General features: G+C 62.0%; 20 protein-coding genes. 14 read left to right on the top strand and 6 right to left on the bottom strand.

The features are described from left to right. Positions 1 to 41: 41 nt before the first annotated feature. Together HWX44_RS00285 and HWX44_RS00280 are read right to left on the bottom strand one after the other, a co-directional pair. The gene (locus HWX44_RS00285) at positions 42 to 1,334 is read right to left on the bottom strand and encodes a D-arabinono-1,4-lactone oxidase (protein ID WP_444843276.1); all 1,293 of its coding nucleotides are present in this window, start codon (positions 1,332 to 1,334) and stop codon (positions 42 to 44) included. Continuing rightward, on the bottom strand, positions 1,319 to 2,491 hold the full coding sequence (locus tag HWX44_RS00280; RefSeq protein ID WP_175972783.1) for an alanine racemase: 1,173 nt from the start codon (positions 2,489 to 2,491) through the stop codon (positions 1,319 to 1,321). Before HWX44_RS00280 ends, HWX44_RS00285 begins: the two co-directional genes overlap by 16 nt. 90 nt (positions 2,492 to 2,581) lie before the next feature. Between HWX44_RS00280 and HWX44_RS00275 the strand changes: the two genes are divergently transcribed. Both HWX44_RS00275 and HWX44_RS00270 read left to right on the top strand, forming a co-directional pair. Beyond that, on the top strand, positions 2,582 to 4,129 hold the full coding sequence (locus HWX44_RS00275; RefSeq protein WP_175972782.1) for a succinic semialdehyde dehydrogenase: 1,548 nt from the start codon (positions 2,582 to 2,584) through the stop codon (positions 4,127 to 4,129). A gap of 11 nt (positions 4,130 to 4,140) precedes the next feature. Then, positions 4,141 to 5,097 (top strand): DNA glycosylase AlkZ-like family protein, encoded by a 957-nt coding sequence (locus HWX44_RS00270; protein ID WP_175972781.1) that lies wholly within the window; start codon positions 4,141 to 4,143, stop codon positions 5,095 to 5,097. A gap of 9 nt (positions 5,098 to 5,106) precedes the next feature. On the opposite strand, the gene HWX44_RS00265 is transcribed toward HWX44_RS00270, so the two are convergent. Then, the gene (locus HWX44_RS00265) at positions 5,107 to 6,015 is read right to left on the bottom strand and encodes a cation diffusion facilitator family transporter (RefSeq protein WP_254868067.1); all 909 of its coding nucleotides are present in this window, start codon (positions 6,013 to 6,015) and stop codon (positions 5,107 to 5,109) included. Positions 6,016 to 6,143: 128 nt separating this feature from the next. Between HWX44_RS00265 and HWX44_RS00260 the strand changes: the two genes are divergently transcribed. Genes HWX44_RS00260 through HWX44_RS00235 form a run of 6 tightly spaced genes read left to right on the top strand, consistent with a single transcriptional unit; the run spans position 6,144 to position 11,129 of the window. Beyond that, entirely contained in the window at positions 6,144 to 6,800 is a 657-nt protein-coding gene (locus HWX44_RS00260) for an HAD family hydrolase (RefSeq protein ID WP_175972780.1), read from the top strand. Positions 6,801 to 6,824: 24 nt separating this feature from the next. Continuing rightward, complete coding sequence (locus HWX44_RS00255; RefSeq protein ID WP_175972779.1) at positions 6,825 to 7,817, top strand: phosphate/phosphite/phosphonate ABC transporter substrate-binding protein; 993 nt, start codon at positions 6,825 to 6,827, stop codon at positions 7,815 to 7,817. 45 nt (positions 7,818 to 7,862) lie between these two features. Next, positions 7,863 to 8,663, top strand: a complete 801-nt coding sequence (phnC, locus tag HWX44_RS00250) for a phosphonate ABC transporter ATP-binding protein (RefSeq protein WP_175972778.1) — start codon at positions 7,863 to 7,865, stop codon at positions 8,661 to 8,663. Continuing rightward, positions 8,660 to 9,454: a phosphonate ABC transporter, permease protein PhnE gene (gene phnE / locus HWX44_RS00245; protein ID WP_175972777.1), complete on the top strand. Its 795-nt coding sequence runs from the start codon at positions 8,660 to 8,662 to the stop codon at positions 9,452 to 9,454. The genes phnC and phnE (HWX44_RS00245) overlap by 4 nt, the downstream gene beginning before the upstream one ends. Then, positions 9,451 to 10,269 carry a phosphonate ABC transporter, permease protein PhnE gene (gene phnE, locus HWX44_RS00240; protein ID WP_175972776.1) on the top strand — a complete coding sequence of 273 codons (819 nt, stop codon included), beginning with the start codon at positions 9,451 to 9,453 and terminating at the stop codon, positions 10,267 to 10,269. Before phnE (HWX44_RS00245) ends, phnE (HWX44_RS00240) begins: the two co-directional genes overlap by 4 nt. A gap of 17 nt (positions 10,270 to 10,286) precedes the next feature. Further along, positions 10,287 to 11,129: a MurR/RpiR family transcriptional regulator gene (locus tag HWX44_RS00235; protein WP_175972775.1), complete on the top strand. Its 843-nt coding sequence runs from the start codon at positions 10,287 to 10,289 to the stop codon at positions 11,127 to 11,129. Here the strand turns inward: HWX44_RS00235 and HWX44_RS00230 are convergent. Both HWX44_RS00230 and ychF read right to left on the bottom strand, forming a co-directional pair. Continuing rightward, on the bottom strand, positions 11,126 to 12,316 hold the full coding sequence (locus HWX44_RS00230) for an amidohydrolase (RefSeq protein WP_175972774.1): 1,191 nt from the start codon (positions 12,314 to 12,316) through the stop codon (positions 11,126 to 11,128). The genes HWX44_RS00235 and HWX44_RS00230 overlap by 4 nt on opposite strands. Positions 12,317 to 12,347: 31 nt before the next feature. Next, positions 12,348 to 13,433 (bottom strand): redox-regulated ATPase YchF, encoded by a 1,086-nt coding sequence (gene ychF, locus HWX44_RS00225; RefSeq protein ID WP_070546558.1) that lies wholly within the window; start codon positions 13,431 to 13,433, stop codon positions 12,348 to 12,350. A gap of 47 nt (positions 13,434 to 13,480) precedes the next feature. Here ychF and HWX44_RS00220 point away from each other — a divergent pair, with 47 nt between their 5' ends. From HWX44_RS00220 to HWX44_RS00210, 3 genes are read left to right on the top strand one after another with little or no spacing between them, the layout of a single operon-like run. Continuing rightward, positions 13,481 to 14,962 (top strand): AI-2E family transporter, encoded by a 1,482-nt coding sequence (locus HWX44_RS00220; protein WP_102233802.1) that lies wholly within the window; start codon positions 13,481 to 13,483, stop codon positions 14,960 to 14,962. 36 nt (positions 14,963 to 14,998) lie between these two features. Continuing rightward, a complete protein-coding gene (locus HWX44_RS00215; protein WP_070701687.1) occupies positions 14,999 to 16,069 on the top strand; it encodes a DNA recombination protein RmuC in 1,071 nt (356 codons plus the stop codon). Positions 16,070 to 16,104: 35 nt separating this feature from the next. Further along, complete coding sequence (locus tag HWX44_RS00210) at positions 16,105 to 16,836, top strand: DUF6542 domain-containing protein (protein WP_232745399.1); 732 nt, start codon at positions 16,105 to 16,107, stop codon at positions 16,834 to 16,836. Here the strand turns inward: HWX44_RS00210 and HWX44_RS00205 are convergent. Then, complete coding sequence (locus HWX44_RS00205; RefSeq protein WP_175972773.1) at positions 16,833 to 17,792, bottom strand: 4-hydroxy-3-methylbut-2-enyl diphosphate reductase; 960 nt, start codon at positions 17,790 to 17,792, stop codon at positions 16,833 to 16,835. The genes HWX44_RS00210 and HWX44_RS00205 overlap by 4 nt on opposite strands. Positions 17,793 to 17,944: 152 nt before the next feature. Between HWX44_RS00205 and xseA the strand changes: the two genes are divergently transcribed. The 3 genes from xseA to HWX44_RS00190 are packed head-to-tail and all read left to right on the top strand — an operon-like array spanning position 17,945 to position 19,874. After that, positions 17,945 to 19,186: an exodeoxyribonuclease VII large subunit gene (gene xseA / locus HWX44_RS00200; RefSeq protein WP_175972772.1), complete on the top strand. Its 1,242-nt coding sequence runs from the start codon at positions 17,945 to 17,947 to the stop codon at positions 19,184 to 19,186. A 46-nt stretch (positions 19,187 to 19,232) separates the two neighbouring features. Then, positions 19,233 to 19,520: an exodeoxyribonuclease VII small subunit gene (locus HWX44_RS00195; RefSeq protein WP_070510275.1), complete on the top strand. Its 288-nt coding sequence runs from the start codon at positions 19,233 to 19,235 to the stop codon at positions 19,518 to 19,520. Then, on the top strand, positions 19,521 to 19,874 hold the full coding sequence (locus HWX44_RS00190; protein ID WP_046648342.1) for a hypothetical protein: 354 nt from the start codon (positions 19,521 to 19,523) through the stop codon (positions 19,872 to 19,874). Positions 19,875 to 19,876: the final 2 nt, after the last annotated feature.

The following is a 19,876-nucleotide window of genomic DNA, read 5'->3' as shown; positions in this document are numbered from 1 at the left end:
TCGAATCCACCATCAGAGTTGCGACACGCTTAACGACGCCCCTATCCGAACAGTTTCCGCAGGTATGGGGAACCAAATTTCCAATTCGCGTCCATCTTTTCGCGCAGCTCGCAGAACTCATCAAATCTTGTATAAAGTTGAGCAAAATCCTTACGGGACAAGGAGTTCATCTTGCCCCAGTGCGGGCGCCCACTTGCTGCGCGGAGAATGGGCTCCAGCTTGGGCATGTAGTCCCGCGGATTAAGCGCACGTGGAATGTGGAAGGCAATGTACATCGATTCGCGGCCCGATGCCGTTGACAGTGCAACGTCATCCGCGGCCGTCGTGCGCAGTTCCATCGGAAACCCGATGCGCCAACCCTGTTCGTCGATGAAGCGGCGGATTTCGCGGACGGTGGCGGGGCCGTCGGCAAGCGGCACTGCGTACTCCATCTCGTGGAAGCGAACCCGCCGCGGGCTGACGAACACGTCGTGAGCAGCTGAACGGTAGCGGTTATGAGAGATAACCGAGGTGGCGAACTTGTTGAGCGTCGGAATCGTCCCCGGAATAAGACGCCCTAGAGCCAGGGCTGCGGCGAAGGCGCCATTGCCGATGAGCTCATCGTCGATAAGCGCCTTAAGGCGTGAGCGGCGCTCCCCGTTCGGTTCGAGGCGCGTGTTGGCCTTGACCATCGCGCGGTCAGTGTGCGGGAACCAGTAGGACTCGAAGTGGTCGACGCCCCGAGAGAGCTCCTCCCAATTATCCATCAACTCATCGAAGGCAATGCCAGATTCTTCCGCCAGCAGGTCGAAGGCATCCACGCACTGCATTTCGACTTCGACAACCACACCAAGCGCACCGACGCTGACGACCACGAGACGAAGGAGTTCTGGGTCTTCGTCGATGGAATAGCTGCGGGTGTTGCCGTCGGCGTCGATAAGCGTCAGCCCAGTGACCGTGCCCGCAAAGCCCGTGTAATCAATACCAGTGCCGTGGGTCGAGGTCGAAATCGCGCCCGCCAGCGATTGCGGGTCCACATCACCCTGGTTAGCCAGGGCAAGCCCGAAGGGGCGCAGAAGGGCTGGGACATCACGTAACCGAGTACCCGCCAGAAAACGGACGCGCTTGCGCTGCTTATCGACGCTCACCAGACCACTTATGTGATCAAGATTGAGCATCGTCTCCTCCCCCGCCGCAATGGGAGTGAAAGAGTGACCAGCGCCCACAGCACGCACGCTGCGGGAGCGGCTAATAATTCCAGGGATCTCGTCTATGCGGGAGGGCTGTACAAACTCCTGTGGTTTCGTGGTGACCGACCCTGCCCAATTACTAAATGTTGTCATCGGAGTGTCCATCCTTGTCCTCTATAGGTGTCCCAGACATCAACGCCGTCAGGTCCGACAGCTAGAAGGTGGTCGACGTTTTCTGTCATTTCGCCGGCCTTGGCATGGCGGAACCACACCAGATCCTCGACGTTCATATCCACGCCTCGGAGAGGTGTCTGCACTTCCCCGGCGCCTTCGGTGCTGGAGTAGTGAAGTCCCTGCGGCCACACCGGAACCGGGACGCGATCCTTCGCGGGTGGCCCGGAGGCAATCCAGCCTCCGGAGTTGACCGTGGCCCAGCCCGGCGCGGGAACGCGGGAGACCTGGCAAACGAAGAACGCTGCTGCCTTATGGTTGATGCCGGTGAAGTCATCGAAGATAGCGGGCGTGTAGAAACCGGAGCCAGCGGCCAGCTCGGTCAAGGTTCCTTCGGCCGCGGATTCTTGGAGACTGCCCGTGCCCCCGCCGTTGACGAATTCGATGTCCGCTACCTCCCGCGCGGCCTCCACGCAGGCTCGGCGTCGCGGGGCCAAGTCCGCCATGGACTTGGTGCGCAGCCAGCGCTTGACCGCTCCCACCGGACCCGGCAGGCCATCCGCAACGGATGCCACTTGCCCCTCATAGGCCATGAGACCGACAAGCCGGTGCCCGCGCCGAAGAATCTCGCGCGCAAGCACCGAGACCTGTTCCGGCGTACGCACGGGTGAGCGCCGCGGGCCCACAACCGCGCCCGGCAAGTGAAGGGTGCAATCAATGTCGATGGCCACACGCAGGGAGCCCTCAAGCAGGCCTAAGAGTTCGACACTATCCACCATGACGGTGATGGACTCGCGCGCGGTGTCAGACGCTGCGAGCTCACGCAGGGCCTTACGGTTGACGCTCGGGTAGGCCACCACGATGTCGCGGAAGCCCTCTCCCACCAGATGGAGCGCTTCTGGAACGGAATAGGCGAGGATGCCACGGTAGCCCCCGTGCTCGAGGGCACGACGAAGTGCTGCCACGCTGCGGATCGACTTCGAGGCCACGCGGATGGGTAGTCCCCCGGCACGAGTCGGCATCTGTGCAGCGTTGTAGTCGAACGCGGCGAGGTCAATAACGCCTACGGGCGCTGGGCTTTCTCCAGATCTGACGAGCGGCTCAACGGCCGCGCGGACCTGGGCCTGTGGAGTGGTCGCGAGGATTGGCATAGCGTCATCCTAACCACGATTAATTTAGTTTGTGAGACAAATCTCGAAAAATCTATAGCGGCCTCGCATATTTTTGGGACAATAGACCGCATGAAGACCTTCACTCAGACCCGTCTGCCCCAGCGAGTGCTCAATTTCTTAGACACGGACCCCGCCCGCGATGTTCGCGGCACGGGTGAGCAGCACCAGGCTCACGCGCCTTTTAGCGGTGAGGATCTCTTTAGCTTCCCTGTCGCCACCGCCGGGGACGTCGAGAAAGCCGTCAACTATGCGCGCGCGGGCGTTGGCCAAGGTGACCGCGCCGCCATCCTGCTGCGCCTGCACGACCTCGTTCACGAGAATGAGGAGCTCATCCTCGATCTCATCCAGGCAGAAAACGGCAAGTCCCGCTCCCATGCCTATGACGAGCTGATGGATCTGTATAACTGCGCGCGCTTCTACGCGGTCAATATCCGCAAAGCTTTCGGCGCTGACCGCCACCCCGGCGCGCTTCCCGTGCTGACTAAGACCCGCACCCAGCATTACCCGCTGGGCGTGGTGGGGCTTATCTCTCCGTGGAACTATCCCCTGTCCCTCGGTGTTGGCGATGTTCTGGCAGCCCTCTCGGCTGGTAATGCCGTGGTCCACAAACCGGATTCTCAGACCACGCTGACGGCGATTCTGCTGCGACGCCTAGCCATCGAGGCGGGCCTGCCGGAGGCGGCCTGGCAGCTGGTTCCCGGCCGCGGTGCGGAGGTGGGCGATGCCCTCGTGCCGCTGGTGGATGGCCTCTCCTTTACCGGTTCCACCAAGGCCGGCAAGTCCATCGCTACCCAGGCAGCCGGACGCCTCATCCCCACCATGCTGGAGCTGGGTGGAAAGAACCCGATGCTGGTGCTTGACGACGCCCCCCTTAAGTCCACCGCCCAAGGTGCGGTGCGCACTGCATTTTCTTCCTCCGGCCAGCTGTGCATGTCCGCCGAGCGCGCCTATGTGCACGAGAGCGTCTTTGCGGAGTTCCTTGCAGAACTCACGAACGCCCTAGACCAGCAGGTTTTGGGCGCGGCTTTCTCCGATGCCGCCACCATCGGCTCGCTGACCTCGCAACGCCAGCTCGATGCCGTTAAAGCCCACGTGGAGGATGCCGTGTCCAAGGGCGCCACCGTGGTCTACGGCGGAAAGGCCCGGCCGGACCTTGGGCCCTACTTCTATGAACCCACCGTGTTGACTGGTGTGACCCCAGAGATGGATCTCTATGCCACCGAAACCTTCGGCCCAGTGCTCGCGGTGTATGCGGTGAGTTCCGACGCCGAGGCCATTCAGCTCGCCAACGACACCACCTACGGCCTATCCGCATCGGTGTGGTCCGGGAATTCCCGCCGCGCATGGAAGGTGGCCTCCCAGTTGGAGGCCGGCATGGTCAACATCAACGAAGGCTTCGCCGCCGCGTATGGTTCCATCGCCGCACCCGGTGGCGGCGTCAAGGAGTCTGGCCTCAATCACCGCCACGGCATTACCGGCATGCGCCTGTGGGCCAATGAGCGCACCGTGGCCGAGCAACGCCTACACCCGCTTGCGCCCTCGGAGTACATCTCCCCGGAGCGCTTCCGTCAGCTGGTGTCCACCGGCATGCAGCTGATGAAGACCTTCCGACTCTAACCTAAACAGCAATGAAGGAACTTACCCGCGATGAGCTTCTCGCTCGTCGGCTCATTGCTCAAGGCCTTGCACCATCGGCGGCGCGGCCGACTCTGGCGTCGGCCCTCGATGTTGCCGAGCATCTGCTCGCCCTCCAGGGCCAGACCTACGATGCCGGTATCAGAGCACTTGCTCTTCGCGCCGGCTGCGATGAGCAAAAGGTACTCGAAGACGTAGCACGCTTTCGCGTGGTGCGCTGTTGGCCGCAGCGCGGCACGCTGCACTTCATGCCGGCTGCCGACGTCCGCTGGATGTCCCGCCTCCTCTATCCACGAATGGCTTCCAGCCAGAAATCTCGGCGGCCGAGTTTGGGGCTGAGCGAAGACATGGTGGCAGCCGCCTCGGAAGCGCTTCACAGCGCAGCCACCACACCTTTAACCCGCGCGCAGGTCTATGAACTTTTCGCCGAGACAGGTGTGGATCCCACAGAAGGTCGCGGCTCCCACTTACTGCGTGCCTTCGGTGGTGCAGGTGACCTCGTCCAAGGCCCCAAGGACGGCAACCAGGAAACCTTTCTTCACGTTGATACACTTCCCGTTGCCCAACACGAGCCCGCGCATCCCCTTCACGAACTTGGTCAACGGTATATCTCAGGTCATGGTCCGGTCTCGGTAGAAGACCTCCAAGCGTGGTCAAAGCTCAGCAAGACTCAAGCCACCACAGCTTTGAAGTCGGCAGACGCTCGACGCACTCGCCACGATGGCCAAGACTTTTGGATGGCCACTTGGCAGGAAGATGTTTCTGCGGAGGACATCCGTACTGCCCTAGAACTACGACTCGAGCTGCCTGCGTTCGACGAATACTTGCTGGGCTACGCCAATAAGGACTGGATTGTCCCCGATGAGATCCGCGTCAATGTCCTCACCAAGAACGGTCTGAGTTGGCCGTGGGTAATGGAAGGCGGACGCGGCGTGGCCAGCCTGCGATAGCTGCAAGCATTACGGCATGCGCAGAATCCGACGATGAACCGTTCCTGCAGGCTCGACGTGGATGAATACCTCGGCGCCAGGGAAAAGCTCGTCAATGGCGTCTTCGATGCGGTCGGCGATGGTGTGCGAGTGCAGTACCGTCCACTGGCCGGGCACGTCCATCGTCAGGTACACAAGGCGCTGGCGCCCTGCTGCCACTGTGCGGCGTGAAGTAAACTCCACGTCATGACACTCCTCCAATTCGTTGAGGAGGGCATCGAGCTGCGCGTGTTCTTTCTTGGGCAAGGACTCCGACAACAGGGAGCTCAACGATTCTTTGAGCAGCTTGTAGCCAGTCCACAAAATGTTGAGGCCCACGGCAAAGGCGATGATGGGGTCCAGCCACAGCCAGCCTGTCAACGCCACTGCTCCAATACCGACAATCACGCCGACGGACGTCCAGACGTCGGTAAGCAAGTGCCTCCCGTCCGCCTGCAAGGTGGCCGAACGGTATTGCTTACCCGCGCGCACAAGCAGAAGACCGACGCCCAGGTTCAGCAGGGAGGCCACGAGCGATAGTAAGAGTCCGAGCCCTGGCTGCTCCAGTGGCTGCGGATCCAGAAGCCGGCGAATGGCCGTGTAGATAATCATCGCCGCAGCGACGAAGATCATTGCACCCTCCACCAGCGCGGAAACATATTCGGCCTTGCCGTGGCCGAACTGGTGGTTTGCGTCTGCCGGCTTTGCCGCAATCTTAATAGCCGCAAAACCTACAACGGCGGCGACGAGGTTCACACCAGATTCGAGGGCGTCAGAAAGAAAGCCCACCGATCCCGTCACCGCAGCAGCGACAATCTTGAGCCCGATCGTGGCCACTGCAGTAGCAATGGAGAGCTTCATAAAGCGTTCGAGCAGCAACTGCTCGGTGGGAAGAGACATAATGTCGGCCTTCGAGAAGAGATTTCTACAGCCCCTTAGACTACCAAAGCCGGATGTGCACGCACTGTTCACTGAATGTTTACCGCGTGCGGTCGCGAAGTACATAAACCGCCGTTAGTTTGTACTTTATGTCCACAGACATAACTCGCCCAGTCCTTCTCTTCGATTTTGACGGGACCGTCAGCCTTGGCCACGGCCCCGTTCTGGCCTATGCGCGCCTCATTGCAGAGAAAGCCGGGCACCCATCCATTGCTCAAGACGCCGAAGCGCTGCTGAACTCCGATAACGTCGGCTCAGCACGCGACGGCTACCACCTCGTCCGCACTCTCGCCGCCGAACTCGACGTGCCGGAAGAGACCTGCCAGGAGGCATATATGGCTTCCCGGGAGAACCTCGCCGACACCGGCATCACCGCCCCTGAGGGGCTTGCCGAATTCCTTGCCTCCTACCCCGGCAGCGCCATTCTGGCGACGAACTCTCCAGAGATTGGTCTTAGCGCTGCCCTTCACACACTGGGCCTCGACAGGTCCTTCGACACCGTCTACACCAGGGTGGGCAAACCCGAAGGACTGACCCGCATCCTGGACACCGATCTCGCCGACACGGATCCGACTCACCTCATCTCCTTCGGCGATATTTGGGAGTTCGACCTCGCACCCGTGGCCGCCGTAGGCGGACGCACCGTGCTCGTTGACTCCCCCTTCGCAACCTCCCCTGAGGCTGACCCGACTTGGCGCGTCACCCGCGTCACCGACATCTTTCCCGAACTGACCTCCGCTTTTTAACACACGCACAGAAAGACATTCATTATGCGCCGCTTCACCGCTCTTGCCGCCACCGCCCTTACCCTGTCCCTCTCCCTCACCGCCTGCTCTTCCGACTCCGATAACGGTTCCGATTCTGCCAAGGGCTCCGATGAGAAGCTCACCCTCGCGCTCATCCCAAACGAGAAGGTCAATGACCTGGTGACCACCGCGAAGCCGCTGACCGATTACCTCTCTGAGGAGCTCGGCGTGGAGGTTGAGGGTGTCGTGACCAAGGATTACCAGGCCGCCGTCGAAGCCATCGGCTCCGGCCAGGCTGACATCGCCATCGCCTCCGCTGCACAGCTGGCCTCCGCTGAAGACATGTACGGTGCTCACGCTGTGCTGCAAGATGAGCGCTTCGGCGCGGATTCCTACGCCGGCCAGTTCGTCACCAACAACCCGGACAAGTACTGCGAGGATGAGCCAGTCAAGTCCACCTATGCTGCGAGCGGCGCCGAGTACCTCTACTGCAACGGCACCGCCACCGCAGACGAGAACAAGGGCCAGGGGCCGAAGGGCCTCGAGGCGCTGAAGAAGATCGATGGTGAGACCACCGTCGCTATGCTCGGTGCCACCTCCCCGGCCGGCTACCAGCTGCCGGTCATGGCCATGGAATCCCAGGGTATCGACGTCGATAGCCTCAAGAAGGTCCCGGTGACCTCCAACGATGCTTCCATCATGGCGGTTTATAACGGCGATGCCGAGGTGGGCTTTAGCTTCTGGGACGCACGCTCCACCATCGACCCGTCCGAGGCTCCTGACTTGGCTGAGAAGCTCGTCGTCTTCGGATACACCGACATGTACCCCAACGGCGGCGTCGTCATTTCGGACGATGTCCCAGAAGAGCGCCGCAAGGAAATCACCGAACTCATGGATGGTTTCTCTGAGGTCGACCCAGACACGATGTCCGCCATCTTCGATATCACCGACTGGGTTCCGGCTAAGAAGGAATCCATTGACATGGCGCGCAAGGTCAACGAGCGCTTCGCACAGTAGGTTCGCGCTCCTCCACTGCCCATTTCCCACTCAGAAAGGTTCCCTATGACGGAGGAGAAGGCGTGGGGCATTCGGTTCGAGAATGTCTCGGTGCGCTACCCCAACGGAACGCTGGCGCTTGACGACGTCTCCGTGGACATAGCTCCCGGCGAATTCGTCGCCATCGTCGGTCTCTCGGGTTCCGGTAAGTCCACGTTCATCCGCAGCATTAACGGGCTTGTTAAGCCGACGTCGGGAAAGACCTTCGTTGGTCCTCACGAGATCTCCGCCGCGAAAGGCTCCCAGCTGCGTAAGCTCCGTGGCCGCATCGGCATGATTTTCCAGGAGTTCAACCTGGCAGATCGCGCGAGTGTGTTCGCCAACGTGCTCGTTGGCCGCTTCTCCCACAACCCTGGCTGGCGCACGTTGCTGGGCATCTCCACGTCGGAGGACAAAGCGATTATCGCCGAGGCATTGGAATCCGTGGGCATCCTCGACAAGGCGTGGAACAAGGCCGGCGCCTTGTCTGGTGGTCAAAAGCAGCGCGTGGCCATTGCCCGCGCGTTGTCCCAGAAGCCAGCGATCATGCTGGCTGATGAACCCGTCGCCTCCCTCGACCCGCCTACCGCGCACTCCGTCATGAAGGATCTACGCCGCATCAATACCGAGCGGGATCTGACCACCCTGGTGAACCTGCACCTTGTGGACTTGGCCCAGGACTACGCGACCCGCATCATCGGCATTCGCCACGGCAAGATCGTCTTCGATGGCCCCGCCCAGGGGTCCACCGTGGAGGATTTCGAGGCCATTTATGGCCGTCGGATCCGCGAGGAGGACCAGCTGGGGAGCCAAGGGAGCGCAGTATGACAGCCGTGCTTCCTCCTCGTCAGCGCAACTGGCCCGGCATTCTCGGTGGGATCGCCGCGTTCATCGCGTTGACCATCGCCACGTGCATCCCCGCCTGGGGCGGAATTGACATCAACCTGGGTCACATCGCACGCAACTGGCGCAACGGTGCCGACAGGCTCGCGCAGATGTTCACCCCGGATTGGTCGATCCTTCCGCGCACGTGGGAGCCTCTACTCGAGACCCTAGCCATGGCCGTGGTGGGTGCCGCCATCTCCGCGGTGATTGCCCTTCCGCTGTCGTTGTGGGCCGCGCGCCCGACGAATCCGTCGACGCCGTGGCGCACGCTCGTGCGCGGTATCGTCAACGTTATCCGCGCGGGGCCCGATCTCGTGGACGCCACCATTCTCGTCGCCATGCTCGGTGTGGGTTCCCTCCCGGGCATCATCACGCTGGTGCTTTTCGACGTCGGCATCGTGGTCAAGCTCGTCTCCGAGGCCATCGACTCTGCCGATGATTCCTACATGGAGGCTGGCCGCGCGGCCGGCGGCACGCAGAATCAGATCAATCGCGTGACTGCTCTCCCACAAACCTGGCCCGCCTTTGCCAGCCAGGTCATCTACTCTCTCGAGCTCAACGTCCGCATCTCCGCGGTATTGGGACTCGTTGGCGCGGGTGGCATTGGCTTGCTCATCGACGAGGTCCGCGGCTTCTACCGCTACGATGCGCTTTCCGCCATCGTGCTGGAGCTGCTCGTCGTCGTCATCGCCCTCGAGGTCGTATCCGTCAACCTGCGAAAGAGGTTGCGATGAGCATTACACTTCCAGCAACTGCACCATCCGCGCTACCTTCACGTTCCCGCAGCTGGGGTGTCGGGGCTGCGTGGGCCGGAATTCTGGTCATCCTCGCGCTGTCTTTCGGCTATATCGATGTCAACTTGTCCGCGCTCAAAGAGCTCCCCGCCAACATCTGGCACTACCTCGTACTCATGTTTTCGAACCCGGACTGGTCCAAGCTTGGTGAAGCGCTCCTTCAGACGTGGCGCTCCGTGGCCATGGCGTGGATCGGCGCGCTTCTCGGCGTAGTGCTTTCTACGATCCTCGGCGTCCTCGCCGCGAACACTGTCTCCCCGGGCTGGGTATGCCTTCCGCTGCGCGCACTCTTCGCCATCATCCGCGCGGTCCCGGAGATCATCATCGCCATCATCATCCTGACGGTCACTGGACTCACTCCTTTTACAGGTGCGCTCGCCTTGGCGATCGGCGGCATCGGCACGCACGCCAAGTGGACCTATGAGGCCATCGAAACCGCGCCGACCGGCCCGGCTGAGGCCGTCAAAGCCTCTGGCGGCACCCTCGCAGAAATGGTGCGTTGGGGAACGTGGCCCATCGTCCAGCCTGAATTAGCATCCCTGGCGCTCTATCGCTTTGAGATCAACGTGCGTACCTCTGCGGTCCTCGGCCTCATTGGTGTCGGTGGCATCGGCGACATGCTCACCGGTTATACGCAGTACCGACAGTGGGACGTCGTTGGTGTTCTGCTTATAGTCGTCATTGTCATCACCATGTCCATCGACGCCATCTCCGGCGCCATCCGCCGCCGGATCGTGGCAGCTAAGTACACCTAAACAAATCCCCAGACTCTATGACTGATACTGCCCCACCTTCCGCACACATCACCACGCGCATGCCGAGCCTGCAGCCCATCGAACAGCGCGTGGCCCAGGCCATACTCGAGGACATGGACTTTGTCCTACACGCCACTGCGGACCAGCTGGCGGCTAAGGTGGGAACGTCGCGTACCTCCGTCATCCGCACCGCGAAGGCGCTGGGCTATGACGGATACCAGCAACTGCGCGTAGCGCTCACCCAGGAAATCGCGCAGCGCCCGAAGCCGCTTCCCGACGCCGACTCCACCCACGTCGGCCGCATGTCCGCCGAGATTGCCTCCTTTAGCAACTACGTGCATGGGCTCACTGCCCTGCTCAATGAGGATGAGCTGACCGCAACGGTGGAGGTATTGGCACAGGCCAGGCGCGTCCTCGTCGTGGGCAACGGCCTCTCCGCTCCCCTAGCGCAAACCATGGCGCTGCGACTGACAAGTATCGGGCGCCCCGCCGAGTTCGTGGCGGAGGCCATGGGCCAGCACATCGCCGCGACGCAATTAGATAAAGACAGTGTGTGCCTCGTGGTCTCCGGATCCGGGTCGACCACGCTCACGCTCAACGCCGCCACTGCAGCCTTCGAAGCGGGTGCAAAGCTCATCGCACTGACCTCGTTTACCTCCTCGCCCCTGGCGGAGCTCGCCTCCTACACGCTGGTCATCCCCTCCCCTGATGGGACGTTTCGCGCGGAGCTGCAGGATGCCTCCCGAGTGGCCTTCCTGCTGGTTTTGGAGGCGCTCGTCACGCTGGTGGATTCCCACCTCGATAATTCCGCGGCGCGGCGCACGGTACTCTCCGTGGTGCAATCGGCGATGGAGGATTAATTACCCACGTAGGCGTAGGCCGCGGCGATGAGTGCCTGCGTCGCAGTGGTCAGCGTCGGCTGCAGCTCCGGAGCAAAGCGCGGGTTGTGGTTGGGAATTGACGCACCATCGGCACGCCCGCCGAAACCCCAGAAACAATAGGGAGCGCCGAAGGCATCGGGGATGCGAGAGAAATCCTCCGAGGCGGTCCACGGCTCCATGTCGAGAACGTTGTCGCTACCGAGGACGTCGATAAGCTGCGCGCGCACCTTGTCGGTCACGTCGTCATCGTTGACGGTGAGGGGGTAATTATCACTCTGCACAAACTCTGGCTCGCGCGGGGACATCGCTGCCCGGCACTCCGCCTTAACAATGCGGTGAATCGCCTCGACGATCTGAGCCCGGACGTCTTCGTCATAGGCACGGATGTTGATGCGTAAGGTCGCCGAATCCGGAATGATATTGGCCTTCGAACCCGCCTGCAGTGCGCCAACGGTCAATACGGCGAACTGGTGCGGATCGACCTCACGGGAGACAACTGTTTGCAGCCGCAGAACGATGGAGCTGGCGAGCACCACCGGATCAACGCTGAGGTGCGGCATCGAGCCATGAGAACCGTGACCATAGACAGTGACGGTGAGTGAGGTCGCTGTCGACAAGACCGGGCCGGGCGCAATCAGTACGGTGCCGGCTGGGGCGTCCTTATCAATGAAGATGTGCTGGCCAAAGGCCACATCGGGCGTGGGGACTTTTTCGGTGAGTCCCGCGTCCACCATGGACTGCGCGCCCTCGGCGGTTTCCTCACCCGGCTGGAAAAGGGCGATGAAGGTACCGGACCACGAATCGGTTGCCTTGGCCAGTGCCTCAGTGGCGCCGAGCAAGGCGGTCACGTGGGCATCGTGCCCACAGGCGTGCATTGCCTCACCCGTAGCGGAGTAGTCCAGGCCGGTGTCCTCTGTGATGGGCAGGCCGTCGAAATCGGCGCGCTCCAAGACGGTCGAGCCTTCGCCGTTGCGGAGGATGCCGACGACTCCCCCGCCGAATTCCAGCACCTCAACTCCTGGAAATTCCTGGAGCTTATCCGCGATAACACCGCGGGTGCGCTCCTCCTCCATGCTGAGCTCAGGATGCTGGTGCAGATCCTTGTAAAGGGCCTCCTGCCACTGCGTGGCCTCTGCTGCGCGTTCGAGGATGTGGGTGATACTCATGCCCACAGCCTACGCGCTATGAGCGCACGAGTTAGCCGCCGATCTTGAAATCGCAGACGTCGCCATCCTGCATGATGTACTCCTTGCCCTCCTGGCGCACCTTGCCAGCATTGCGGGCTTCCGCCATGGAGCCAGCGGCGTCCAAGTCATCGAAGGAGACGATTTCGGCCTTGATGAACTTCTTCTCAAAGTCGGTGTGGATAACACCCGCAGCCTGCGGTGCTGCGGAGCCCTGCTTGATGGTCCACGCGCGAGCTTCCTTCGGGCCTGCGGTCAGGTAGGTCTGCAGGCCAAGGGTGGCGAAGCCGGCCTTGGCCAACGTCGCCAAGCCGGGCTCTTCCTGGCCCACCGACTCGAGCAATTCGAGTGCCTCCGCCTCATCGAGCTCAAGGAGGTCGGTTTCGGTCTGGGCATCGAGGAAAACGCATTCCGCAGGGGCGACGAGCTGGCGCAGCTCCTCCTTCTTGGCGTCATCGGTAAGCACGGCCTCGTCCGAGTTGAAGACATAAAGGAAGGGCTTCGCGGTCATGAGGTGCAGCTCGCGCAGGAGGGAGAGGTCGATCTCGTTGCTCTTGGAAGCGGCGAAGAGGGTGCGGTCATCTTCCAAGATGGCCTGGGCCTTCTTGGTCTCTTCCACGGTCTCTGCCAGGTCCTTGTTCTTGCGGGCTTCCTTTTCCAGACGAGGCAGGGCCTTCTCAATGGTTTGGAGGTCCGCGAGGATGAGCTCGGTATTAATAACGGAGATGTCGTGCGCCGGGTTGACCTCACCGTCAACGTGGATCACGTTCTCATCGGCGAAGGCTCGCACCACCTGGCAGATGGCGTCAGCTTCACGGATGTTGGCGAGGAAGGCGTTGCCCATGCCTTCACCCTTGGAAGCGCCTTCGACAATGCCGGCGATGTCCACGAAGGACACGGTGGCCGGGAGGATGCGCTCGGAGCTGAAGATTTCCGCTAGGCGGTTCAGGCGGGAATCGGGGAGCTCAACGAGGCCGACATTCGGCTCAATGGTGGCAAACGGGTAGTTCGCCGCCAAGATGTCGGAACGGGTCAGGGCATTAAACAAAGTGGACTTGCCCACGTTGGGCAGGCCGACGATTCCAAGTGTAAGACTCACGGGGCCAATCCTAACGCACCCCGGATCTTTTAAGGCAAGATGGTGGGGTGAGTTCTGATCAGCCATCCCCCAATGCATCCTCGCCTGAGCTTGCCGCAGCAGAGGCAGCACTTGGCGGGCGCTTCGATGACTCCGTCGATGCTGCCTCGCTGAACGCTGTCTCCGCACACCCGCCAGGCAACCAAGTGGATCGCTCCGTGGTGGTCGGCGAGGTCATCAAATCCGCATCACTGTGGGCACTGCGACTGACCATCATTGGCGTCTTTCTTTATGCCTCATTCCGCATGCTGGGCAACTTCTGGCGCGGCATCCTGCCCGTCCTCATCGCGCTGATTATTTGCACCGTGCTGGCCCCCATTGCGAGCGCCATGCGGCGAAAGGGATTGCCGTCAGCCCTCGCTGCGGCAGTGACCATTCTGGTGTCTTTTACTGCGGTGGGCACCCTCTTCATGTTCATTGCGCCGGACTTCGCACGGCAGTCCCAAACACTGTATCTGCAGACTGTGGAGGGAATTCAACGCTTGCAGCTATGGGCACAGGGCCCGCCGCTCAACCTCGACGCGAATGAGATCGGCGGCTACATCGATGAAATCGCCCTGTGGTTGCAGCGCCAGGCGGGTTCCATTGCGGGCTCCGTGTTCACCGGAATCGGCACGGCCACCTCCATCGTGGTCACGCTCTTCATCATCGTGGTGCTGACCTTCTTCTTCCTCAAGGACGGACACAACTTCCTGCCGTGGCTGCGCCAAGCGACGGGCCGCCGCACCGGCTGGCACTTGACTGAGCTGCTAACCCGTGTGTGGACCACGCTGGGTGGTTTCGTGCGGGCACAGGCTGTCGTCTCGCTTGTCGACGCCGTCTTTATCGGCCTCGGCCTCGCCCTCATCGGTGTGCCTTTGGCCATGGCCCTGGCCATCATCACGTTCATCGCCGGCTTCATCCCCTTTGTCGGCGCAATTGTGGCCGGCGCACTGTCCGTGACCATCGCGCTGGTGTCTTTGGGCTTCACCAAGGCGCTTCTGGTGCTTGGCTTGGTCCTGCTGGTCCAGCAGCTCGAGGGCAACGTGCTCTCCCCGTGGCTGCAGTCGAAGGCGATGAACCTGCACCCGGTTATCGTGCTGATTTCCGTGACCGTCGGCTCCGCGCTCTTTGGCCTCATTGGCGGTTTCCTCGCCGTGCCGGTTGCCGCCACCATCGCGGTGGTCTACCGCTACTTCCAAGACATGGTGATGCTCCAATCCGGCGAGAGAACCGCCGAGGAGTTGGAGTTTTCTACCGTGGCAGGCTTCCTCATCGGGCGCTATACCCAACAGCAAGGTGACCACAAACGCGAGCAATGGCTGTCCGTCCCAGACCACGCTGCCCCGGAAGGCGCGGCGGAAGACGTCGCCAGCGATGGCACGAGCCCGCTGGACCGCAAGGTCGATGTTGACGCGGAACTCAGCGAGCGCGATAGCGGCGCCCGCGCGGGAATCAAGCGCGCCATCGGCGCTCTCGAACAGATGTTGCAGTCGAAGGACAAGAACTAGCGGGGCGTGTCCGGGGCGCATGTCATGATGACAGACATGACGTCTACCCTTCCCGTGTTGCTCCTCTTCCTCGGCCTCATCATTGGCGCCGCCCTCGGTTGGCTGGCCCGCGCCTATTCCGCGCAGTCTTCCCAGCCCTCCGAAGAACACCGCGCGCTGCAAGAATCCCAACGCCGCCAAGCAGAGCTTGCCCCGCTGGAAAAGGCCATGGACCGCTTGGGCCTGCAACTGCAGGAAATTGAGGAGGATCGCGCGACATCGCTCGCCGCACTCAGCAGCCAAGTTCAAGCGGTAACGCGCACCTCGACGCGGCTTTCCGATCGCACTGACAAGTTGGTCGGCGCGCTGCGCTCGCCGAACGTCCGCGGGCGCTGGGGCGAAGTACAGCTGGAACGCGTGGTCGAGCTCGGCGGCATGCGCAAACACGTGGACTTCGACTCCCAAGTCAGCGCTCGCATCAACGGTTCGGTGGTCCGCCCTGACCTCGTCATCCACTTGGCGGGTGGGCGCAGCATTGTGGTCGACGCCAAGGTTCCACTCAGCGCCTACCTCGACGCCATGGAGACTGAGGATCCGGAAGAAAGGGCAGGGTATCTCCGGCGCCACGCGCACCTGATGCGCTCACATGTCCAAGCACTGGCTTCTAAGGACTATATCGAGGCTTTCTCCCCCACGCCGCAGTTTGTAATCCTCTTCGTTCCCGCGGATACCTTCGTCGACGCCGCGCTATCCATCGATGCCGAGCTGCTCGAGTTCGCATTCGAGCGCAACATCGTCATCGCCACGCCGAGCACTCTCTTCGCCCTCCTGCGCACCGTGGCGGTGAGCTGGCAGCACGAAGAAATCTCCGACAAAGCCCGCGAGGTACAGCGCTTGGGACGTGAGCTCTACACGCGCCTTAATACCCTCAACGAGCACTATGACAAGGTCGGCCGCGGCCTCGAGCGCGCGGTTGAGGCTTATAACGCGAGTTTGGCCAGCTTGGACTCCCGCGTCGGGGTCACCGCGCGGCGGCTCAAGGAACTAGATGTGCCCGCCCGCGTTGACCGCCTACCGGTGGAGCCGCGCAGTGTCGGTTCTTGGCCGCGGCGCGCCCACGATGAATAACGTTTTGGTCACCAATCCCGGTAAGCTCTCTGGTCGTGTCTGTTGCCAAAAATCGTCGCCGCCCTCCCCGCCGTGGGATGCCGCTTACCCGAGCGCTCCTCGTCGCGCTCGTCGTGACGCTTGTGGCCTTGGCAGTCTCAGGTGTGCTCGGCAAGGTTGCCCTGCCGTTCGCCCTGATCTTTGGACTTGGCTCGCTCGCTCTCACCTGGTTGGTGGAGATCCGCGGGCTCTACTTGTTGGTGATCACCCTGCCGCTGCTCTACGCGCTAGGAACCGTAGGCGGCGGGTTCATTAACTCGACGGCTGCCTTGCCGGAAGGCGCCTCTCCGTTTTCCAAGACCGCGCTTCTCACCACGGCCTTCCCACTGATACAGCACTTCCCAGTGCTCATCGTCACGGTCTTGGCGTGTGCGCTGCTCGCGGTCATGCGTATATGGAGCAGCAACAACCACGCGAAGAGCCGAGAAGCGGAAGCACAAAAGAAGCGCCGCGCCGACGCTGCCTCCGACCGCCGCAACCGCTCTGAGCGGCTCTCCGTGGCAGAGCTCATTGCCCGGGAGAACACGAGTTCTGGACGGGTCCGAGAGCGCAACCGTGAGGAACGCCGCCGCCTGCAGGCCGAAGAGCGCGCCCAGCTCCGCCACGCGTCCCCCGAGACCGACGTGCAGGAGGATTTCCGCCGCGCCGCCGCTGAAGCAGCGGAGAATGCGCGGCGCCCCCAGCGGTCCCCCCAGCCGCTCGAGGAAAACCTCTACGACGAGGACTAGCTCGCAGTACGTGCCGGGCGCAGATCGCGCGGCAGCGAGAACGTGATGGTCTCCGTGGAGGTGGTCACCTGCTCAACGTCGCTGTAGCCACGCTCATCCAGGTATTCGAGCACTTCACGCACCAGCAGCTCAGGCACGGAGGCACCACACGTGACGCCAACGGTGTTCACGCCTTCAAGCCAGGCCTCATCGATCTCTGAGGCGAAATCCACCAGATAAGAAGTCTTCGAACCTGCCTCCAGGGCAACCTCGACCAGGCGCTTGGAGTTGGAGGAGTTCTGGGAGCCGACAACGATCATGAGATCACACTTCGGGGCGATGGCCTTGACCGACTCCTGACGGTTCTGCGTGGCGTAGCAAATATCGTCTGACGGCGGGTTTTCCAAGTGCGGGAAGCGCTCGCGCAGCTTGTTGACGATCTGAATGGTCTCATCCACCGACAACGTGGTCTGGGACAGCCAGATGAGCTTTTCCTCGTGTAGGAAGTCCGGCAGCTTGTCGACGCCCTCCAAACCATCCACCAGGTGGGTGACGTCTGGGGCCTCGCCGGCAGTACCTTCGACCTCTTCGTGGCCTTCGTGGCCGATCAGCAGAATCTGGTAGCCGTCGCGCTCAAAACGCTGGGCCTCCTTGTGCACCTTGGTCACCAGCGGGCACGTGGCGTCTAGCGTTAGCTGCTTGCGCTCTTCGGCCTCTTTGCGCACGCTCGGCGCGATGCCGTGCGCAGAAAATACCAGGTGAGCACCTTCGGGGGCCTCGGAGGCCTCCTCCACAAAGATGACGCCACGCTTGGCCAGGGATTCAACGACGAAGCGGTTGTGCACGATTTGCTTGCGCACGTAGATGGGAGCGCCGTATTTTTCCAGCGCCTTTTCCACTGTCTCAACAGCGCGGTCCACGCCGGCGCAGTAGCCGCGGGGAGCCGCGAGGAGCACCTTCTTTGCAGTTTCAGTCATGCCAACCAGAGTATCTAAAGTTGCCCACATACTGTAGTTCCCGCCGATTCCCGCCCGCCGCAAGTGACCGGTGAGCCCGGATGTCCGGCGCGCCCCATACACTAGACGGAGCACGCCCCGAAGCACAGACCACTCAAGAGAAAGGACTGCGCGTGAACCAACCGGCCAATTCCGCGGAGACACCGTGGCCCGTCGGCAAGGTCAATGACCAAGTCAAAGGCTGGATCGAGCGCCTCGGCTTCCTCTGGGTGGAGGGCCAGATCACCCAGCTGAACATGAAGCCGACGTGGAAACTGTCCTACATCACCCTGCGTGACGTGGAACAGGAGAAATCTGTCCAGCTGACCTGCAACACGTCGCTCATCCGGAATGCTCCCTCGCCGCTCAAGGACGGCGACCGCGTCGTGGTCTACGGCAAGCCCGCCTTCTACGCTGGGCGCGGTAGCTTCTCCCTCTGGGTTACTGAGATTCGCCACGTTGGCATCGGCGATCTCCTCGCCCGAGTAGAGATGCTGCGCCAGCACCTACGCCAGGAGGGCCTGTGCGATCCATCTCGGAAACTGCCGCTTCCCTACCTGCCAAAGAAAATCGGACTCATCACCGGCCGTGGCTCCCACGCTGAGCGCGATGTCCTCTCGGTGGCACAAGACCGCTGGCCGGCAGTCCAGTTCGAGGTCATCAACACAGCGGTGCAGGGAGCCACGGCAGTTACCCAGGTCATTGACGCGCTGCAGACCCTCGATGCCAACCCAGAGGTCGATGTCATCATCATCGCCCGCGGCGGCGGGTCGGTGGAAGACCTGCTCCCCTTCTCCGAGGAGGCCCTCCAGCGCGCTGTGGCCGCCGCCCGCACCCCGGTTGTCTCCGCCATCGGCCACGAGCCGGACCACCCGGTGCTTGACGACGTCGCCGATCTCCGCGCCGCCACCCCCACCGACGCGGCCAAGCGCGTTGTGCCCTCTGCTGCTGAGGAATACGCAGTGATTTCCGAAGCGCGTTCCCGCATGGCGGCTGCGCTGCGCGGCTGGGTGGAACGGGAGCGCCGCGGGCTCGAGAGCATTCGCTCCCGCCCAGTCCTCGCGGACCCTATGGTGCCGATCACCGCGCGCCGCGAGGAACTCGAACGCCACGTTGCGTCGATCCGGCGAGTCATTACTCATCAGCTGGACCGAGAAAGTAACCAGGTAGCCTCGTTGCGTGCGCGTGTCTCCGCCCTAGGCCCCTCGGCCACTCTCGAGCGCGGTTATGCCATTGTGCAGGTCCTTCCGCGCGATGGCAGCGGGCCGGAGGTCGTTACGAGCTACACGCAATCGCCCCCGGGTTCGCAACTGCGCATCCGTGTGGGTGATGGCTCGATCACCGCCGCCGCCATGGCCTCCCAGGCTGCGGATTAAACAGAACGCTTTATACAGAACCAGTAAGAAAGAAGCATTATCCCTCATGACTGACACGATTGGCGCCGGCCAGCCCGGCCAAGACGCTTTCCCGCCCGTCGAGGAGCTGAGCTATGAGCAGGCACGCGATGAACTTATCGAAACCGTGAAGATCCTCGAGCTCGGGCAGATGGGCTTGGACGAGTCTCTGAAATATTGGGAGCGCGGCGAGGCACTGGCCAAGGCCTGCGAGGCACACCTCGACGGCGCTTCCAAGCGCGTAGAGGAGGCCCTCCGCAAGAATGCGGACAGCCCGGACAACGCAGAAGCACAAACGGAAACAGGAGAGGTTTAAATGAAGATTTACGGCTACCCGGGAGATCGCGTCGACTTCGTCTCCAAGTCCGGCGGAGCAGGGGCCATGGTCTTTGGTGATCCGCGCCAGCTCGCCGAGGAATTCTTCGGCACCCCGCACACCGACAACGGCGAAGAAATCAGCTACTTTTCCGGCTCCATTGTCTTGCGCTTCACCGAAGGGAAACTCAGCGAGGTCTCTTTATTCCCAGGCAAGTCCAAGCACGAAAAGGTGGATATCTACCTTGCTAAGACCCGCCTGAGCGGGCTCGACCCCGAGACCCTGCGCAGTGCTGCTGGCGACGCGGTCGAGGTGGAATGGGACGGCGCGCTGCAGAGCGTGACGTTTCGCTGACT

The sequence above is a fragment of the Corynebacterium sp. Marseille-Q2823 genome, assembly GCF_903645345.1.
Lineage (GTDB): Bacteria > Actinomycetota > Actinomycetes > Mycobacteriales > Mycobacteriaceae > Corynebacterium > Corynebacterium hiratae.
The sequence above is the reverse complement of the archived record's forward strand: the minus strand, read 5'-3'. Positions and strand labels throughout refer to the sequence as shown.